This is a genomic window from Micromonospora ureilytica (assembly GCF_015751765.1).
Classification (GTDB): Bacteria; Actinomycetota; Actinomycetes; order Mycobacteriales; family Micromonosporaceae; genus Micromonospora; species Micromonospora ureilytica.
On record NZ_JADOTX010000001.1, the window covers coordinates 5095609 to 5111880 of the forward strand.

The 16272-nt window shown below is 72.4% G+C and carries 17 protein-coding genes; 3 read left to right on the forward strand and 14 right to left on the reverse strand.

All coding sequences use genetic code 11. The features are described from left to right. Positions 1-213: 213 nt before the first annotated feature. The 5 genes from IW248_RS23235 to IW248_RS23255 form a co-directional block, all read right to left on the reverse strand. Positions 214-930, reverse strand: coding sequence for a hypothetical protein (locus IW248_RS23235; RefSeq protein ID WP_372432723.1), 717 nt, complete (start codon positions 928-930; stop codon positions 214-216). After that, the gene (locus IW248_RS23240) at positions 921-1460 is read right to left on the reverse strand and encodes a hypothetical protein (RefSeq protein WP_196928683.1); all 540 of its coding nucleotides are present in this window, start codon (positions 1458-1460) and stop codon (positions 921-923) included. The genes IW248_RS23235 and IW248_RS23240 overlap by 10 nt, the downstream gene beginning before the upstream one ends. 103 nt (positions 1461-1563) lie before the next feature. After that, a complete protein-coding gene (locus IW248_RS23245) occupies positions 1564-3924 on the reverse strand; it encodes a sodium-translocating pyrophosphatase (protein WP_196928684.1) in 2361 nt (786 codons plus the stop codon). Positions 3925-4239: 315 nt separating this feature from the next. Continuing rightward, positions 4240-4677, reverse strand: coding sequence for an ATP-binding protein (locus tag IW248_RS23250; RefSeq protein WP_124819720.1), 438 nt, complete (start codon positions 4675-4677; stop codon positions 4240-4242). Then, the gene (locus IW248_RS23255; RefSeq protein WP_091395433.1) at positions 4674-5030 is read right to left on the reverse strand and encodes an STAS domain-containing protein; all 357 of its coding nucleotides are present in this window, start codon (positions 5028-5030) and stop codon (positions 4674-4676) included. Before IW248_RS23255 ends, IW248_RS23250 begins: the two co-directional genes overlap by 4 nt. Before the next feature lie 140 nt (positions 5031-5170). On the opposite strand from IW248_RS23255, the gene sftH reads away from it, so the two are divergent. From sftH to IW248_RS23270, 3 genes are all read left to right on the forward strand, one after another. After that, a complete protein-coding gene (gene sftH, locus IW248_RS23260) occupies positions 5171-7591 on the forward strand; it encodes a DEAD/DEAH box helicase (protein WP_372432725.1) in 2421 nt (806 codons plus the stop codon). 99 nt (positions 7592-7690) lie between these two features. Beyond that, entirely contained in the window at positions 7691-7900 is a 210-nt protein-coding gene (locus IW248_RS23265; protein ID WP_124819716.1) for a hypothetical protein, read from the forward strand. A 93-nt stretch (positions 7901-7993) separates the two neighbouring features. Next, the gene (locus IW248_RS23270) at positions 7994-8572 is read left to right on the forward strand and encodes an LURP-one-related family protein (protein WP_196928686.1); all 579 of its coding nucleotides are present in this window, start codon (positions 7994-7996) and stop codon (positions 8570-8572) included. A 460-nt stretch (positions 8573-9032) separates the two neighbouring features. Here IW248_RS23270 and IW248_RS23275 read toward each other — a convergent pair whose 3' ends face one another. From IW248_RS23275 to IW248_RS23315, 9 genes are all read right to left on the reverse strand, one after another. After that, positions 9033-9449: an Rv3654c family TadE-like protein gene (locus IW248_RS23275; RefSeq protein WP_196928687.1), complete on the reverse strand. Its 417-nt coding sequence runs from the start codon at positions 9447-9449 to the stop codon at positions 9033-9035. Further along, the gene (locus tag IW248_RS23280) at positions 9449-9844 is read right to left on the reverse strand and encodes a TadE family type IV pilus minor pilin (protein ID WP_196930328.1); all 396 of its coding nucleotides are present in this window, start codon (positions 9842-9844) and stop codon (positions 9449-9451) included. Before IW248_RS23280 ends, IW248_RS23275 begins: the two co-directional genes overlap by 1 nt. A gap of 47 nt (positions 9845-9891) precedes the next feature. Continuing rightward, positions 9892-10059 carry a DUF4244 domain-containing protein gene (locus IW248_RS23285; RefSeq protein WP_081883916.1) on the reverse strand — a complete coding sequence of 56 codons (168 nt, stop codon included), beginning with the start codon at positions 10057-10059 and terminating at the stop codon, positions 9892-9894. Positions 10060-10081: 22 nt separating this feature from the next. Beyond that, positions 10082-10816, reverse strand: coding sequence for a type II secretion system F family protein (locus tag IW248_RS23290; RefSeq protein ID WP_196928688.1), 735 nt, complete (start codon positions 10814-10816; stop codon positions 10082-10084). Then, on the reverse strand, positions 10813-12114 hold the full coding sequence (locus tag IW248_RS33760) for a type II secretion system F family protein (RefSeq protein ID WP_307788168.1): 1302 nt from the start codon (positions 12112-12114) through the stop codon (positions 10813-10815). Before IW248_RS33760 ends, IW248_RS23290 begins: the two co-directional genes overlap by 4 nt. Then, the gene (locus IW248_RS23300) at positions 12111-13322 is read right to left on the reverse strand and encodes a TadA family conjugal transfer-associated ATPase (protein ID WP_196928689.1); all 1212 of its coding nucleotides are present in this window, start codon (positions 13320-13322) and stop codon (positions 12111-12113) included. The genes IW248_RS33760 and IW248_RS23300 overlap by 4 nt, the downstream gene beginning before the upstream one ends. After that, positions 13319-14422 carry a septum site-determining protein Ssd gene (ssd, locus tag IW248_RS23305; RefSeq protein WP_196928690.1) on the reverse strand — a complete coding sequence of 368 codons (1104 nt, stop codon included), beginning with the start codon at positions 14420-14422 and terminating at the stop codon, positions 13319-13321. Before ssd ends, IW248_RS23300 begins: the two co-directional genes overlap by 4 nt. Positions 14423-14642: 220 nt before the next feature. Then, positions 14643-15653 (reverse strand): CU044_5270 family protein, encoded by a 1011-nt coding sequence (locus IW248_RS23310; protein ID WP_196928691.1) that lies wholly within the window; start codon positions 15651-15653, stop codon positions 14643-14645. Continuing rightward, entirely contained in the window at positions 15653-16207 is a 555-nt protein-coding gene (locus IW248_RS23315; protein ID WP_307788169.1) for an RNA polymerase sigma factor, read from the reverse strand. Before IW248_RS23315 ends, IW248_RS23310 begins: the two co-directional genes overlap by 1 nt. Between the last annotated feature and the right edge of the window lie 65 nt (positions 16208-16272).

Consider the following 16272-nt stretch of genomic DNA (forward strand, 5'->3'; position numbering starts at 1 on the left):
CTCGAAGCGGGTCACTGTGACGATGGCGGACCCACGACCCGCTCATTTTCCGCCTGGATCGACCCGCCGGCTGTCCGGCACCGGACACCCGGCCGTTCCACCCCGGGCCGCCGCCCAACCGCGTCGATCATGCACTTATGGTGGGCGTTTTAACCCCGGACGAGCAATACGTCCCCCACCACAACTCCATGATCGACGCGGCGAGGGACGGGGTCAGGTTGGCCAGGCTTGGGGTGGGGTTGCCAGCGGCGGTCCGCCGACCAGTTCGGCGAGTCGGGCCAACCGGCGGCGGCCGGTGATCCGGTACGCCGGGCCGCCCTCGCCGGGGCCGAGCAGCGTCCCGGCCAGCCCGGCCGCGGCGAGCGCGACGCCGATCGGCTCCCAACACTCCTGGTCATCGGCGCCGAGCCGCAACAGGAAGCAGTCGGGAGGCTCCGGCGACCCGGCGGCGGCGAGCCACAGCCGCAACCGCCGGCCGGTCAGGTGGAAGGCCGCCGGCGGGCGCTTCGCCGTACCGTGCAGCCAGGCGGCCGCGAGCGGCTTCAAGACCCGGGTGTACGACGTACGAACTGCGTGTCGCTCGCCCTCGGTCGGCTGCCAGCTAGCCGCGAGCCCGCGCGACGCCAGTTCGGCGACGAGCACGTGCACCCGCCAGGCGGCGTCCACCTGCACCGACAGGCGGGCGGTGCCGCCCATCCGGACCACCTCACCCGGGCCGGCGAGCAGCCCGGCCAGGTCGGCGACTGTCGGTTCGGCCGCGTCCGCGCCGAAGAAGACAAGTTGCCGGCCCGCGTCGTCTCCCTGGGTCGGGCCGATCTGCGGCACGCCACCGCGGCGTCGCACGGGAGTGGGCGTGTCGGACTCGGGCGCGGGGAACAGCGCCGGGGGCGGCTGCGCCTTCCCGGTGTCACCGAGCCCGCTCAGCGACACTCCGGCACCTCGTCGAATGCCTGTTTCAACTCCTCGGAGTTGAGTTTGCTGGTGTCCAGCGCGCTGGCGTCGTACTCCTTGTTGAGGGTTTCCACGGCGGCCCGCACGCCGTCGTAGAAGGCGGTCGCCTCGCCGGTGCCCAGGTCGTCGATGGTGTCCCGGGCGCGGCCGTACGCGTCCCGCATCTTCCCCAGTGAGCTGCGGAAACCCGCGGAGATGGTTTCGCCGTTGTCGGTTTCCGGGATGCCAGCCTTCTCCACCTTGCGGCGCGCGGCCTCGCTGGCCTGCTCCGCCCCGTCGAAGAGCCGCACCAGGTTCTCCTTGGCCTGCGCCGGCGTGGTCTGCGCGGTCATCTGCTCGTCAGTGCTGCTGGTCAGCTTGTTGATCTCGGAGCGCCAGGGGGCGAGCGCGCCGCAGACCGAGGCCGCCCAGGCCCGTGGGCTGGGGCCCCCGCCGCAGCCGGCCAGAACGACGATCGTGGCCAGGACCACCGTGAACTTTCCGGCGGCAGACGCCCGGCACGTACGCATGCGTTGCAGCGTACGGCCTTTGGCCAGGTGTGGCACCGGGCCGGACGGCCGGGGTCCCCGGTCGACGCGGTACGTCGACCGGGGACCCCGGGCCGTTCCTGGGTCAGGCGTTGACCGTCTCCGGGCGGTGATCGGTGCTGCCCGCGCCGGTGTTGCCATCGGCGTCCGAGTCGGACATCGCGATGCCCTTGCGCTTGCTGAACACCACCGACGCCACGATGATCAGCGTCGCGACCAGCGCGATGCCGACCCGCAGGCCGACGTTGCGGTCGTCGCCCACGCTGTACGCCACCACGGCGGGAGCGATCAGCAGCGAGACCAGGTTCATCACCTTGAGCAGCGGGTTGATCGCGGGGCCGGCGGTGTCCTTGAACGGGTCACCGACGGTGTCGCCGATGACCGTGGCGGCGTGCGCCTCGGAGCCCTTGCCGCCGTACGCGCCGTCCTCGACCAGCTTCTTGGCGTTGTCCCAGGCCCCACCGGAGTTGGACAGGAACACCGCCATCAGCGTGCCGGCACCGATCGCACCCGCCAGGTACGCCGCGAGCGCGCCGGGCCCGAGGCCGAAGCCGACAGCGATCGGCGCCAGGATGGCGAGCAGGCCGGGGGTCATCAGCTCGCGCTGCGCATCCCGGGTGCAGATGTCGACGACCTTGCCGTACTCCGGGCGCTGGGTGCCGTCCATGATGCCGGGCAGCTCACGGAACTGCCGGCGGACCTCCATCACCACGGCACCGGCCGAGCGGGACACCGCGTTGATGGCCAGCCCGGAGAAGAGGAAGACCACCGCCGCACCGATGATCAGGCCGACCAGGTTGCGCGGGTTCGCCACGTTCAGCGAGTTGAGGATCTCCGCCCCGACGTCGCCCACGCCGGCGTCCGCGTACGCGGTGCTGAGCGTGTCGGTGTACGAGCCGAACAGCGCGGTCGCGGCGAGGACCGCCGTGGCGATCGCGATGCCCTTGGTGATCGCCTTGGTGGTGTTGCCGACCGCGTCCAGCTCGGTCAACGTGCGAGCGCCGTGCTCGTCGATGTCACCGGACATCTCGGCGATGCCCTGGGCGTTGTCGGAGATCGGCCCGAAGGTGTCCATCGCGACGATCACGCCGACGGTCGTGAGCAGGCCGGTACCGGCCAGCGCCACCGCGAACAGCGACAGCGTGATGGAGCTGCCGCCGAGGAGGAAGGCGCCGAAGACGCCGGCACCGATCAGCAGCGCCGAGTAGACAGCCGACTCCAGACCGATGCTGATGCCGGCCAGGATCACCGTCGCCGCACCGGTCTGCGAGCTCTTGCCGATGTCCTGCACCGGTCGCCGTTTGGTCTCGGTGAAGTAGCCGGTCAGCGCCTGGATCGCGGCGGCCAGCACGATGCCGATCACGACCGCGCCGATGGCCACCAGCCGAGGGTTGCCGGGAGCGTCGGTGAGGCCACTGTCGAACTCGCCGAAGGTCGCCGGCAGGTACGCGTAGGCGGCGATCGCCACCAGCACCGCGGAGAGCACCGCCGACAGGTAGAAGGCCCGGTTGATCGCGGTCAGAGCGTTCCGGTCGGACGCGCGCAGCCTGGTGATGAAGACGCCGACGATCGCGATCAGCACGCCGATGGTGGAGATGATCAGCGGGAAGACCAGGCCCTCCTCGCCGAACGCGGCGCGGCCGAGGATCAGCGCGGCGACAAGCGTCACCGCGTACGACTCGAACAGGTCGGCGGCCATGCCGGCGCAGTCACCGACGTTGTCGCCCACGTTGTCGGCGATGGTGGCGGCGTTGCGCGGGTCATCCTCGGGGATGCCCTGCTCGACCTTGCCCACCAGGTCGGCGCCGACGTCGGCGGCCTTGGTGAAGATGCCGCCGCCGACACGCATGAACATCGCGAGCAGCGCGGCACCGAAGCCGAAGCCCTCCAGCACGGTGGGCGCGTCACCCCGGTAGACGAGGACGACCATCGCCGCACCGAAGAGGCCGAGGCCGACGGTGAAGAAGCCGACGACGCCGCCGGTCTGGAAGGCGATCTTCATGGCCGCCTCGCGGCCGCCTACCCGCTCTCTCGCGGCGGCGGCCACGCGCAGGTTCGCCCGGGTGGCCAGCCACATGCCGGCGCCGCCGATGAACGCGCTGAACAGGGCGCCCACCACGAAGAAGAGTGAGCGGCCGATCTTCACCGCGAGCTCACTGCCATCGGTGTCGTGCACCGGAAGCAGGAAGAGCAGCACGACGGCGACGACGACGAAGATCGCCAGGGTGCGGAATTGACGGAGCAGGTAGGCCGAGGCGCCCTCCTGGACCGCCCCCGAGATCTCCTGCATTTTCTCGGTGCCCTTACCAGCGGCCAGCACCGTTTTTGTCAGGGCGGCAGCAAAACCGAGTGCCACCAGCGCGACAACCGCGGCGATGACGACGTAGGTGACATTGCTTCCGGTAAGGGAAAGCCCGCCGCCGTCGGCGGCCAAGGTCTCGGACATCTGTGTCCTCCTGTTACCGAACAATCGCGCCGGTGAGTGGAGACGCACTGACCGACGCCTGGATGCGGACTCGCAAGCGCGCGCCAACCCACCAGCGGACCAGCGATGAACACCCATACCCGCTGGCTGCGGGATGGGTCACTTGCTGACAACCCGGGTACTGTAGCCCTCCGCAGTGTTGGAGGTCACACCCAGGTGGCACCGTGTCGCGATGATCTTCGTCGCTGTGTTATGAAACGAAATCTGATATAGGGCCCCATCCATGCGAAAAGGCCGCATCCCCAGGAGGGGACACGGCCTACGCAGCGGAACTCGTCAGCGGCCGACCGGCCACACCATCCGCACCTCGGTGCCGACGCCCTCGTCGACCGGGCGCACCTGAAGGTCCTCGACGAAACCGGCGAGCAGCGCGAAGCCGACGCCGGTGGTCAGCGCCTCATCGGTCAGCGCCTCGTTGGCCAGCTCGTCCGGCGGCAGCGCCGTCAGACCGATACCCGCCTCGATCGGCGCCCGGTCCACCACCCGCACCGCGTACGAGCCACCATCGGACATCTCCACCAGCACCGGGTCGGCCAAGCCGTACTGCCGGTGCAGGGCCACCGCGCGCGTGCACGCCTCACCGATGGCCAGGCGCACCTCGTCCAGCAGGTCCTCGCGTACGCCGGCCCGGCGGGCGACGGCGACGCCGACGAGGCGGGCGGTGCGCACGTGCACCGGGGCGGGCGAGAAGGAGAGCTTGACTGTCGCCATCACGCGCCGGCGCCCGCCGAGTCGGCGCTGATCGCCGCGTCGACCGTCGGGTGCAGCGGAAACACCTGGTCCAGAGCGGTGATCCGGAAGATCTTGAGCAGCGGCTCCTTGTCGCAGACCAGCGCGAACGAACCGCTGGCCGACCGGAGCCGCTTGAGCGCGCCGACCAGCACGCCCAGCCCGGTGGAGTCGAGGAAGTCCACCCGACCGAGGTCGACCACCACGTGACGCGCCCCACCGTCGATCAGTTCGAGGAGTCGTTCCCGGAGCCGGGGCGCGGTGTAGACGTCCACCTCACCACCGACCTCGAGCACCGTGTGCTCGCCCACGGTGCGGGTCGCCAGTGACAGCTCCATCGGTCCTCCTCGCCAGAGCCGTAAACTCTCGTGGGCATCTAACCACTACCGCCGGGGCGGCCTGCGGACGCCAGCGGAGGCTTCCCCTTACCCCGGTGTCCGACTTTTCATCTCCGAACACCAGTGCGAGAGTGCAGGGCGTGACCTCCGACGACTTCAGTTCCGCGCGCGGCACGCCGCGCCACGAGCTGGAGTCGTCGTCCGCGGCCACCGTATCCGCTGGTCCCGGCCCCGGGCCAGCGCCGGCCGACCTGCTGCGCCGGTTGCGCGCCCGGGGCGCCGCCGACCCGGTCACCCACGTCGAGCGGGTACCCGCCCGCGCCGGGGTGCCCGCGCCGTGGCCGTCGTGGGCACCGGCGGAACTACGCGCGGCGTTCACCAGGCGCGGCGTGGTCGCGCCCTGGCAGCACCAGGCCGAGGCGGCCAACCTGGCGTACGAGGGCCAGCACGTCGTCGTCGCCACCGGCACCGCGTCCGGCAAGTCACTGGCGTACCAACTGCCGGCCCTGGCCACCCTGCTCGCCGACCCCAGGGCCACAGTGCTCTACCTGGCGCCGACCAAGGCGCTCGCCGCGGACCAGTTGCGCGCCGTCGCCGCGCTGGAGCTGGAAGGGGTACGCCCCGCCTGCTACGACGGGGACACCCCGCGCACCGAGCGGGAGTGGATCCGCCGGCACTCCCGGTTCGTGCTGACCAACCCCGACATGCTGCACCACGGCATCCTGCCCGGGCACGCCCAGTGGTCCGGCTTCCTGCGCCGACTCGCGTACGTGGTGATCGACGAGTGCCACACCTACCGGGGCGTGTTCGGCTCGCACGTCGCGCACGTCCTGCGTCGGCTGCGCCGGCAGTGCGCCCGGTTCGGGGCCACCCCGGTGTTCGTGCTCGCCTCGGCGACCTCCGGCGACCCGGCCACCGCCGCCGGCCGGCTGACCGGCCTGCCGGTAACGGCGGTCACCGAGGACGCCTCCCCGCGCGGCGGGGTGACCTTCGCGCTCTGGGAGCCGCCGCTGCTGCAAGCCGACTCGAACTCCTCCTCCCCGGTGCCCCCGCAGGCGACGGGCGACCACGACGACCTTCGGCAGGTCCGCCGGTCGGCGCTGCGCGAAACCGCGGACCTGCTCGCCGACACGGTCGCCGAGGGGGTACGCACCCTCGCGTTCGTCCGCTCCCGCAAGGGCGCCGAGGTGGTGGCCGCCAACGCGCGTCGAGCACTTGACGACGCGGTGCCGGGGCTCGGCGACCGGGTTGCCGCCTACCGGGGTGGCTACCTGCGGGAGGAGCGGCGCGAGCTGGAACGGGCGCTGCTGCACGGCGACCTGCTCGGCCTGGCCTCGACCAACGCGCTGGAGCTGGGCGTGGACCTGGTCGGGCTCGACGCGGTCCTGATCTGCGGCTACCCGGGCACCCGGGCGTCGCTGTGGCAGCAGGCGGGCCGCGCCGGACGTTCCGGGCAGGAGGCCCTCGCGGTGCTGGTGGCCCGGGACGACCCCCTGGACACCTACCTGGTGCACCACCCGGAGGCGATCTTCGGCGCGCCGGTGGAGGCGACGGTGCTCGACCCGGCCAACCCGTACGTGCTGGCGCCGCAGCTCGCCTGCGCCGCGGTGGAGGCACCGCTCACCCCGGCCGACCTGGTGCTCTTCGGCGAGGGGGCGAAGGAGGCGGTGGACGAGCTGGTCGCGGCGGGGGCGCTGCGGCAACGGCCCACCGGTTGGTACTGGCGGCACCGGGAACGACCCGAGGTGGACCTGCGCGGCCAGGGTGGCGCCCCGGTAGCCGTGGTGGAGTCGTCGACCGGCCGGCTGCTCGGCACTGTCGACGGTGGCTCCTCGCACTTCCTGCTGCACTCCGGCGCGGTCTATCTGCACCAGGGCGTCTCGTACGTGGTCGACCACCTCGACCTGGCCGACGGTTGCGCGTTGGTGCGCGCCGAGGAGCCGGACTGGTCCACCCACGCCCGCGACGTCACCGACGTGTCAGTGGTGTCGGTGCGCTCCTACGTGGACGCCGGGCCAGTCGGCATGTTCCTCGGCGAGGTGGATGTGACCAGCCAGGTGGTGTCGTACCAGCGGCGGCGGATCGCCACCGGCGAGGTGATCGACACCCGGCCGCTCGACCTGCCCACCCGGGAACTGCGCACGGTGGCTGTCTGGTTCACCCTGTCACCGCAGTCGTTGACCCTCGCCGGGGTCCAGCCCGCCGACGTGCCGGGTGCGCTGCACGCCGCCGAACACGCAGCGATCGGCCTGCTGCCGCTGATGGCCACCTGCGACCGGTGGGACATCGGCGGGCTCTCCACCGCGCTGCACCCGGACACCGAGGCGCCGACGGTCTTCGTCTATGACGGGCATCCGGGTGGCGCCGGGTTCGCCGAGCGGGCGTACGGGACGGCGGCGGCGTGGCTGCGGGCCACCCGGGACGCGATCGCGGAGTGCGGCTGCGAGACCGGCTGCCCGTCCTGCGTGCAGTCACCGAAATGCGGCAACGGCAACAACCCCCTCTCCAAGCCGGACGCGATCCGGGTGCTCGACGTGGTGCTGACGAACCTGCCGGGCTGAGCGGCTTGCATGAATCGGCATGGCACGGGGCACAATGATGTGGGAGCGCTTCCATCGATGTCTATGTTGCCGATCGACACCCGTGCCCGAGGAGAAGCTGTGGCCGACACCATCGCCGAGACCGTCGACCTGCTCTACACCATCGACCAGGACAATCTCACCCTCGACCAGCAGATCGCGCTGGGGTCGGCACTGGCCGCCCTGGCCCAGGCGGAACGGCTGGAACAGATCAACGAGCGGCTCCGTGGCATCCACCAGGTTTTGAACACCTGGGCGCTGCGGGCCGCGACCTCCGTCGACAGTCACTGAGGTCTCCCGGAGTGATCCTGCAAGGGCAGCGGGGGGCGCGACGGTGGTCGGGCTGTGCGAGACTCCGGCGCACCAACCCCCGGAGGAGTTCACATGCAGCCCGACAACTTGCAGGGTCAGCACCAGTTCCACATCCGTCAGCGACTGCGCATGATGGTCAACCAGTACGAGGTCCGGGCGGTCTCCCCGGACGGCACCGAGGGTGAGCTGCTGGCGTTCGCGCAGCAGAAGCGGCTCGCCTTCAAGGAGCAGGTGACCATCTACACGGATGACTCCAAGCAGCAGCCTCTGCTCGGCTTCAAGGCCCGCCAGCGCATCGACCTCGGCGCCACGTACGACGTCACCGACGCGGCGGGCAACCCGATCGGCCTGTTCCGCAAGGACTTCGCCCAGTCGCTGCTGCGGTCCACCTGGCACGTCGAGCAGGGCGGCCTGCCGCAGGTGACGGGCCAGGAGCGGAGCATGCCGGTGGCACTGCTGCGTCGATTCGTCGACTCGCTGTCCTGGCTGCCGTACCACTTCGACTTCACCGCAGGCGGCCAGCCGGTCTTCACCGTGGTCAAGAAGTGGGGCCTGCGCGACAAGTACGTCGTCGAGGTGCAGGACCCGCAGATCGACCGCCGCCTCGTCATCGCGATGGCCGTCGCCCTCGACGCGCTCCAGGCCCGCTGACACAGCCGGCTCGGACCAGGGCGGCGCGGCGCAGCGCGGTGCGGTTCCGTTCGGTTCGATGCGGTTCGGTGCGGCGACCCTTCGCGGTCGCCGTGGCGGCCACCCACTCCTCGGCTGCCGGCTGGGACCTGGACCTCGACCAGTCCCGGCCGGCAGTCCGCTAGGCCGCGCTCTCGGGCGGCAGGCCGTTGGCGGCTCGGCCCCCGGAGGGGGTTTCGCTTCCCTCTGGAGCTGATGTCGTAAACGCATCGCGTCCGATGTCGCAAACGATTCAGCTCCACAGCTCCCACCAACCCCACCAGAGCCCTGGCTCCTTCAGCCGCGCGCCGGACCCGCACCTGCGCTCGAAGCCGCGACGCGGGTCAGTCCGGGAACTCCACGCGCCAAGTCCTGCTCTGGCCGTGCCCGCCGCCGCGGTGGCGCTGACCAGGGACGCCGCCGCGAGGGTCAACCACGAGGATCAGCCACGCACCGGGCCGGCACGCGCGCTCGCCGCGGCCACCCCCGTCAGGCCGGGTAGTGGCGTGAACGCCACTTCGACGGTCACCAGCACGTCCAGCCCGTCGAGGTGACACCCGACCAGCCGACCATCGTTGCGACCGGCGAGGTCGGACGCGGACGCGCAGGCCGCAGCGTCGCCGTCGAGCGCCCGCGCCGCCCCGGCCAGCGCGCCGAGGTCGGCTGCCACCGCCGCCCGCTGGCTCGCCATTCCGGCGGCGATGATGGCGGCGCCGAACGTCCCGAACACCACGAAGACGAGGCCCATCGCCAGCAGCAGAACCGTCGCGCCACCTCGCTCCGGGTCCGTCCCACCAGCACCGAGCCCTCCGGCAACTGGTTCGCGGCCGGAGCCGAACGGATCGCCAGTTCGTCGCACTACCAACTCCCCTCGTGAGCGCCCGGTTCGACGGCGGCGACGGCGGTGGCGACCACTGTGATTCGCGGTAGCCGCCCACCCAACATCCGAACGGGTGCCCGTACCGTCGCCTGCGCCCGGTCGCCGTCGACGGACACCGACACCGCTGCCCCCGGCGGCGCGGCACGGCCACCCTCCGCGCTGCCGTCGGCGCCACGGGCGGCGGCGAGCGCCGCCTCCCGGGCCGCGTGCAGGCAACTCGCCTGTGTGGTGACGGCGTTGACCGCGGTCAGGCCGGCCAGCAGGAACAGGAGCAGCGCCGGCAGGCCGGCCGCCAGTTCGGCGGTGAAGGACCCCCGGTCCCCGCCAGCAGCACGTACGAGGACGCTAAATCTCCGCCCGCCGCGTGCCGCCAGCCCGGGAACGCTCGACCCTGAATCGCGGCCGGCCCGCCGGCGCTCGATCACTTCAGTGCCCGGTCGATGACGGCGGTCAGCGCCGACTGGACGTTGCCGGAGGTCAGCACCTTCAGCAGGATCCCGGCGAAGGCGACCGCGGCGAGCGTGCCCACGGCGTACTCGGCCGTGTTCATTCCGGCATCGCCGCGCAGGCGAGCGATGAGTTTGCGCATGATTGGTTCCCTTCTCGATGGGTCAGAGCACATCGCCGAGAACGGCGACGATCACCGGCACAAGGCCGGCGAGAATGAACGCCGGCAGGAAGCAGAGCCCCAACGGCAGGACGATGAGCACACCCGCCCGGCGGGCCGATGCCTCGGCGGCGGTGGCACGGTCGGCGCGCAGGTCGTCGGCGAGCCGGGTCAGTGCACCGGCCAGGGCGGCACCACTGTTGGCCGAGCGCAACGCCGCCGCGGTCAGGCGCTCCGCTCCGGGCACTCCGTCCAGCGCGGACCACGCCTCCGCTGGGCCACCCCCAAGCAGCAGCGTGCGGCCAACCCGGACCAACCGGTCGGCGAGCGGCCCGTCCAGCGCCTCGGCGACGGCCAGCACCGAGCGATCCACCGGGGCGCCCGCCCGCATCGCCGCGGCCAGGAGGTCCGCGGCGAGCGGCAGGTCGGCGGCCTCCCGCTGCCGCCGCTTGCGCACAGCGGGCGGCTCGATCCGACGCAACAGGACATCAAGCAGGAGCACGGCCGGGAGAGCGCTGAGCAGCCCGAGCCAGCCCTCGACGACGACGGCCACGGCAAGCCCACCCAGCACCGCCACGAGTCGAATCGCGTCCGGCCGCCGCCGCCGACTGGCTGAGCTGGCTTGGCTCGCTGAGCTGGGCCGGCCGGCTGGGCTGAGCTGGCTCCCCGAGCTGCGTCGGCTCGGCGAGCTGGACTGGCCGGCTGAGCTGGGTCGCCCGGCTGAGCCTCGGGCGGTCATCCGGCCCGCCCCGGTGTCGCGCCCAGCCGTTCTGCCCAGAGGAGGCCCACGATCTGCAGGGCGACCGCGACGACCGCGCAGGCTCCACCGACAGTACTGTGCAGGAGCACCGCCACGGGGTCGACGCCGATCCCGTACCCGAGCCCGATCCCGCCCATCGGCAGCGCCGCGAGTAGCCAGGCCGTAGCCCGGGCACCGGCCGCCTGGGCCGCCGCGGCGGCCAGGCCCCGGTCGGTCGCCCGGGCATCCGCCTCGATCCGTTCGACGAGCTCCGCCAGCGGCGCGCCGGTCCGGTCGGCCAACCGCACCGCCGCCGAGGTCAACTGACCTAGACGGCCTGCCCCGGAATGCTCAACGTCCGCGACGTCGAGCGCGTGTGGCACGGGCAGACCGGCCCGTAGGTCCGCCGCGAGGCCGCAGAGCTGGTCCAGCCCACGTCGTCGGTCCCGCTCGGCGCTCCGGTTCACTCGCCAACGCAGCACGGCGCGCACGGCCAGCGTGCCGTACCCGGCCATCGCGACCGCGGCCACCGGACCGCCGACCACGGCACCCACACCGCCGCCGAGCAGACCGACCAGTGGCAGCACGCGGGTCGTCGATCGTGAGATGCGCACCGGCGGAGGCGTACCCGGCGTTCTGTCGGTCGGGCCGACGCGCCGGGGGTCGTGGGAATCGGTGATCGCGTACCCGTCGGGCGCCGCCGCCGCAGCGGTCGCGTCGCCCCGAGAGCCCGTCTCCGGGTCGCCGTGCCCATCGGCGGTTGCCGTGTCGGAGACGTCGTGGCGACCGCCCACGTCCACACCGCTGACACCGATCGTGATCGTGGCCGCCGACGCGCCGGGGCATTGTTCGGCATCGAGCATGGTGGTGGCCTCCTCCGGCCGGGCGGCGCCGGTCGGCCGTCGGAGATCTCGGCGGGCCGGCGGGCGCGTCGGGCCCTCTGGACGCGTAGAGCCGCCTGCCGTTCTTGGCCACCTCGGGCTGCGGGTGACGTCCCGGTCGGGCCAGCCAAGCGCCGTCTGCCTTCCGCTGGAACCCGCGGTGGCGCCGGGCTCGTAGGCGATGCCGACCGGATGGCCCGAGGTCGGGGCAGCGCCGGTGCCGTCGACCGTCCCGTCCGGCGTGCGACCGAGTTCCCTGATCCACTGCACCAGGGCGTCATCCGGATCGACACCGCCGCGCCTCCGCCCCGGCGTCAGCACGCGACGTCGACGGGCCCGAATGCTCCGCACCGGCCACGCCACCAGGACCGCGGCGACCAGCAGCAGCGCCGCCACCAGCATCGTCGCGCCGGTCATGCCGGACCCGCCGATCCGGGCCACGGCTCGCTGAGGATGGGCGGCACCGTCACCCCACGCTCCCGCAGCAGCGCCCCGAGGGCACGGGCGGCGAGGCCGAGCCCACTGCCGCGCACCCAGGCGGGCACCACTGTCACCATCCGTTCGGGTCCCTCGGGCAGCAGCAGGCAGACCGACTCCAGGACGCGACCCCGGTCGCCACGTCGTACCTGGAAAAGCACCTGCAGCGCGGCGGCCACCTGGGCGTGTAGCGCGGCGCGAGGCAGCCCACCCAACATGCCCAGGGCCTCCAACCGGGCCGGTACGTCCGACGGTGTGTTGGCGTGCAGCGTGCCGGCGCCCCCGTCATGGCCGGTGTTGAGCGCGGCCAGCAGATCGACCACCTCACCGCCCCGGCACTCCCCGACGACCAGCCGGTCCGGGCGCATCCGCAACGCCTGTCGGACCAGGTCAGCCAGACTGACGACGCCCGTGCCCTCCACATTGGCGGTACGCGCCTGGAGCCCCACCACATGCGGATGTCCTGGACGCAGCTCGGCGGCGTCCTCCACCAGCACGATCCGTTCGGTGGCCGGCACCATCCCGAGCAACGTGTTGAGCAAGGTCGTCTTGCCTGACCCGGTGCCCCCGGTCACCAGGTACGCCAGCCGGGCCGCGACGACGGCGGCGAGCAGTGGTGCCAGCGGTCGCGGCACGGTCCCCTGGCGTACCAACTCGTCGAGGGTGAACGGCCGGTGCCGGAAGGTCCGCAGGGACAGGTAGGGGCCTTCGGTCGCCACCGGCGGCAGCACGGCGTGCAGTCGGGTGCCGTCGGGCAGCCGCGCGTCCGCGTACGGCGAGCCGTCGTCGAGCCGCCGCCCCGCGCTGGCGATCAGCCGCTGCGCCAGCCGGCGGACGTCCTCCACCGAGCCCACCGGCACGGCGACCTGGTGCAGCCCCGATCCGCGGTCGACCCAGACCCGGGAGCCATTGACGAGGACGTCGGTGACCTCCGGGTCGGCGAGCAGCGGCGCCAGCGGCCCGGCGCCGACGAGGTCGTCGCGCACCCGGTCGGCGATCCGCAGCATGGCCGTGTCACCGAGCACCGCGGCGGCGGGCTCGGCCCGTACCGCGGAGACGATCGCCGCTGCGGTGACCGGGGTGGTGGCGGCGGCGATCCGCTGGCGTACCCGGGCGGCGAGCGTGCCGTCCTCCGGCCCGGCGGTCATGCCGCACCCGTGGCCGGCACGCCCGTGAGGTCGGTGACGATCCGTTGGCAGAGCACGGCCAGTGGGCCCTTGCCCCCGGCGGCCGGCGCCTCGCCCCGCTCCAGCCCACGGCAGAGCCCCGGCTCGGGGCGCAGTGTGCCGGCCAGCGGGAGGCCCAGCGCGCGTGCCACCTCGGTCGCCCGCAGCCGCCCTGGGGCGGGCCCGCGCACCACGACCGAGAGCGCAGCGCAGTGCGGGGCGGCTGCGGCCACCACCCGTGTGGCCGCCGCGGTGGCGCGCAACTCGGCCGGCACGACGACGAACGCCTGGTCGGCGGCTTGCAGCGCCACCACTGCCGCGTCGTCCAACTGTCGGGGCAGGTCGATCACCACGAAGTCCCGCCCACGCCGGGCCGCGTCGACGGTCGCCGCCATCGCCGTCGCTGGCAACGTCAGCATCTCGCCGCGGTCCCAGGAGAGCACCACGAGGTCACCCCGGCTGGGCAGGGCCTGCACCAGCGCCGGGGCGTCCACCCGCCCGTCGGCGCTGGTGAGCGACGGCCAGCGCAGGCCCTCCAGCTGCTCCCAGCCCAGCACGAGGTCGAGACCACCACCGAGCGGGTCGGCGTCGACCAGGAGGGTGCGCAGCCGGGCCCGGGCGGCGGTCACCGCAAGACCACCGGCGAGCACACTCGCGCCCGCACCACCCCGCCCACCGAGGACCGCGACGACCCGGGCGCCGACGCCGACCGGGCGCTCCGGATCGTGTTCGGCGAACCGATCCACCAGCCACGGCTCCGCAGCCGGCAGCGTGGCGACGTGCTCGGCCCCGATCAGCTCGGCGATCTGCCAGCCCGGGTCGAGCTGACCGGCCCGGCCGAGCAGCACCAGCCGGGGCCGCTGCGGCAACCGGGCGCGTAGACACGCCTGCGCCTGATCGGCGCCGAGCAGCACCAGGGGCGCGGGAAGCCAACGGGTACGGGCAGCCGCTGGGTCGCGGGCGAGCTCCACCTCGGTCCCGCCAACGGCGGCGAGCCGGAGCACATCATCGAGCAGTTCGTCGTCGCCGGTGACGACCAGCGGGAGCCGGCGGATCGGCGGAACCGTGGTACGGGGTGGCATCGCGGCCTCCAGCGGTCGGACTCTGGTATGCCGCCGACAGTGCTCGGAATCCGCCCCGCAGGCCGCGCCAATTCCGTCGCCTGTGGACAACCTGGTGGCCTGTGGAAAACCCCCGCTGAGACAGTTGATCTGCTACGGGCACGGGCACATCCGCAGCTAGCGCCGCTGAGCCAAAAACAGCGGGGCCGCTCCCGAAAGGAGCGGCCCCGCGAGTCGGTGGTCAGCCGGGCTGATTTGTCCAAGCGGCATCGAGGATCACCTTGTACGAGCTGATCCGCACTGGCGACAGCGTCAACAGCTCATCGGCGAGCAATTCGCCCGTCTTCGGATCGAAGATCAGAAGGCATTGCTGGTCGTGTTCGCGGTCGTCGAAGGTGACGGCGACTCCTTTGCGGCCGGCACGGTCCGTGACCTGCCCCCGCCAGCGGAAGCCAGGCACGTCGGCGAGGACCCGCAGGACCGCAGCTCGGGTCGCACGCGGCACGACGTACTGCCCGTAGAGCGTGCCGACCCACTTACTCGCCGCCCCCGCGCCGTACTCGACCTTCAGCCGCTCCCGGAGCTCCGACGGGTCGGCCGACAGCGGCCTGAGCTCCTCGGGCGGCAGCGGAATGACGTCCGGTGCGGGGGTGCCGGTGGCTGCTGGTCGCCCAATGCTCTCGCGCTGCCAGTAGTCCCGAGACTCCTGGTCGGGGTACTGCGGCTCCAATTGAGTGCTGATCTGGTTACCGGTCCCGTCGGCGGCCTGCCAGAGCTTCGTCTCGCTGGCGAAGGCCACGTGGTGGCGGCCGTCGGCAGACGTCATCACCGGGTCGCCCCACAGCTTCGTGTGGTGATACATGTAGCGCCCGCTCTGGTGGTCGTACACCGCGTCTTTGATCTTGTCGGCTAGCATGCGCAGCTGCGGGCCGGCGGCCGGCGGGTCCGCGTCGAACTGGTACGCGACCGGCACGAGCACCAACCCCGCTGCCGCCGGCGGCCCGCCCGGCCCGTCCGGTGCGTCCTCACCGAACGGCTGGAGCACCGCCACGGCACCGACCGCGACCGCCAGCGTCCCGGCCGTCAGGACCAGCCGGCGGGTCGGGCGTACGCGACGATGCTCGGCGATCGTTTCGGTAGCGCTGGCGCGTTCGATCAGCTCGCGCGCCGAGACCAGCGGCGGCCCGACGGCGGCGTTCCGGGCCGGGTCGGCCGGGCCCAGAAGAGTACGGGTGCGCTCTGCTCCGAACATCACAGATCCTCTCGAATGGTCACCAACACCGGTCGACGCCGGGTCGGTGCGGGCCGGTCCGACATTGCTTCGGCAAGACGCCGACGGGCGCGGTGCAGCCGCACTGCGGCGGTCGCCCCGGTGCAGCCGAGAACCTTGGCCGCCTCGGACACCGTCAGCTCCTCCCAGCCGACCAGCCGGAGGATTTCCTGGTCGAGGTCATTGAGGGTGACCAGAGCGGCCCAAATGTCGGCGACCCCGACGGTCGTGTCGGCACCCGACGATCCGGCCAGTCGCTCGAGGTCGACATCGGTGATCGAGAGGAGGTCCGGGGCGGCACGCCGCGACCGCCACTGGTTCGCCAGAAGGCGCCGGGCCACCCCGTACAGCCAGGGCAGGCTGCGGTCCGGCACCTCGGCGCGGCGACGCCAGGCGACGACGAAGACCTCCTGGGCAAGCTCCGCCGAGGCATCCCGGTCAGCGAGCCGACGCAGGCCGTACCGGACCATGTGCTCGTACTCGGCGGCGTAGAGCCTGGTGAACCAGCCCTCGTCCCGCTGCTTCGGTGGACCCACCCGAACCCCCATTGCCTCGGCGACTCTCACAGTGGCTTGTGTCGCTGAGGACCCCGGGATTACCG

Excerpts from the sequence above, each read along its gene's own strand:
- IW248_RS23240 (WP_196928683.1), bottom strand. The coding sequence starts at position 1,460 with ATGCGTACGTGCCGGGCGTCTGCCGCCGGAAAGTTCACGGTGGTCCTG.
- IW248_RS23245 (WP_196928684.1), bottom strand. The coding sequence starts at position 3,924 with ATGTCCGAGACCTTGGCCGCCGACGGCGGCGGGCTTTCCCTTACCGGA.
- IW248_RS23255 (WP_091395433.1), bottom strand. The coding sequence starts at position 5,030 with ATGGAGCTGTCACTGGCGACCCGCACCGTGGGCGAGCACACGGTGCTC.
- IW248_RS23270 (WP_196928686.1), top strand. The coding sequence starts at position 7,994 with ATGCAGCCCGACAACTTGCAGGGTCAGCACCAGTTCCACATCCGTCAG.
- IW248_RS23285 (WP_081883916.1), bottom strand. The coding sequence starts at position 10,059 with ATGCGCAAACTCATCGCTCGCCTGCGCGGCGATGCCGGAATGAACACG.
- IW248_RS23290 (WP_196928688.1), bottom strand. The coding sequence starts at position 10,816 with ATGACCGCCCGAGGCTCAGCCGGGCGACCCAGCTCAGCCGGCCAGTCC.
- IW248_RS33760 (WP_307788168.1), bottom strand. The coding sequence starts at position 12,114 with ATGACCGGCGCGACGATGCTGGTGGCGGCGCTGCTGCTGGTCGCCGCG.
- IW248_RS23300 (WP_196928689.1), bottom strand. The coding sequence starts at position 13,322 with ATGACCGCCGGGCCGGAGGACGGCACGCTCGCCGCCCGGGTACGCCAG.
- ssd (WP_196928690.1), bottom strand. The coding sequence starts at position 14,422 with ATGCCACCCCGTACCACGGTTCCGCCGATCCGCCGGCTCCCGCTGGTC.
- IW248_RS23310 (WP_196928691.1), bottom strand. The coding sequence starts at position 15,653 with ATGTTCGGAGCAGAGCGCACCCGTACTCTTCTGGGCCCGGCCGACCCG.